The organism is Bacteroides bouchesdurhonensis, assembly GCF_900155865.1.
Lineage (GTDB): Bacteria > Bacteroidota > Bacteroidia > Bacteroidales > Bacteroidaceae > Bacteroides > Bacteroides bouchesdurhonensis.
On the sequence record NZ_LT707011.1, the window covers coordinates 1 to 1,543 of the forward strand.

Below are 1,543 nucleotides of genomic sequence, written 5' to 3' on the forward strand. Positions count from 1 at the left end.
TTACTGCCGTCTTTAAACTCCGTACCATTCCCATAGACAGAGTTTGTTGCCGCATCCTTGACTGCCTGCAACCGGTTACCGTTATACGTCAAAGCCAGATGATCGATCAGCCCATAGGTACTTGCAGCCGTCTGCCCGTAACGCTTCAAACCCAGAATATTCCCCATCTTGTCATACCCCGTAACCTGCTCATTGAACCGGTCCGTATTAGCGACAAGCGTAGCACCTTCCCCGTAGAGGGCATCCTTCAACCTGGAAAGACCGTCATACGTAAAACGGTACCCTCTTGGGCTGGTTTCCGATCCCGCCTTCCACAACATGCTGCTGATGTTTCCATTATAGCAGGGAGTATTCCCCGTTATCGCCTCCTGATAATTGAGTGTCTGACTGAACAACGTTCCCGTAATACTCTTCGTCCACGAACGGACGTTATACGCATACTCTGTCTTCAGTTTAGCGTTTCCGTTCCTGCTGTCCGACTTCAAGTGTCCCACCTCATCATAGGTGTTGTTCACCAGGGTCACCGCCGCGGCATTGCCCAACTGACAGGTTGTTTTCAGCAAACGTTCCGCCTGGTCATAGGTATGGATATATATTTCCGTCCGGGTATCCGACCCGAACGTATGCACCTTCCTGACTTGTCTGGGATTCTCCGGGAAGTTTCTTGTAGATACAACGGTTCCGCCCGTCATACTTGTAGACATAGGCATACTTCTGTATCGCTTCCACAGTCCCGGTCCATGAAGCGGGAGTAGTGGTGGCTGTCAGCAAGTTCGAAGCCGCCGGAGGCAATACCATCCGTAGATTCCCGTAGCCGTCATAAACGTAATAGGTATCAAGCATCACCTCCCCGTCCATTACGCGTGACAGGAGTACCCGGTCCGTAGTCCGGTCCTTGAATTCCAGGGTGATGTGACCGTCCTCGTCGGTGGTCTGCGTACAGTCGAGGGTACCCGTCGCATAGTCCTGCCGATAGGTGAGGCTGTCCGCAGACAGGCAATAGATCCGCACGCTCAGCTTAGGGTAGAAGGTCAGGTAATGCGCCAGTCCTTGCCGGTTCTGGTTGGTAAGGAACGAGGTCTGTACAGGATGTTCGCTGTGTTGAACAGGTAGAGTTGGTAAACATTTATAGAATAAACATTCCAATATATAACAATAGTTCGTTAAGTTTTGAATTAACATAAAAAAGTAGGTCAAGTCCTGCTAATTCATTAAATTTAGGATAACCACATCTTCAATTAAAATGAACCATATAGAACTTGACCAATATCTTGAGATCATCAAAGTGTGCCTGATTGAATCTGGTGCGAAGATAAACAAATGGCGTGAAAAATTTATGCTTGAAGTGCTACTTTTATATTTGATAATTCCCGGTCGGATTAATTTCCTTCAATTGGGTCGCTACGGTAAGTATAGCGAGCAACGTTATCGGCAACAGTTTGAAGCAGGTTTCGACTGGCTGTCTTTTAATTCCTCGTTAGTAAAATCTCACTTGGGATCCCGTCTTGCTATCGCCTTTGACCCCAGCTATATCAGTAAGTCG

At 47.9% G+C, this 1,543-nt stretch carries 2 pseudogenes; one reads left to right on the forward strand and one right to left on the reverse strand.

The window, feature by feature from the left end:
• Positions 1 to 704: pseudogene (locus CZ225_RS22650) on the reverse strand (RHS repeat-associated core domain-containing protein); the annotation flags it as partial.
• Positions 705 to 1,243: 539 nt separating this feature from the next.
• On the opposite strand from CZ225_RS22650, the pseudogene CZ225_RS22660 reads away from it, so the two are divergent.
• Positions 1,244 to 1,543, forward strand: a pseudogene (locus CZ225_RS22660) (transposase); the annotation flags it as partial.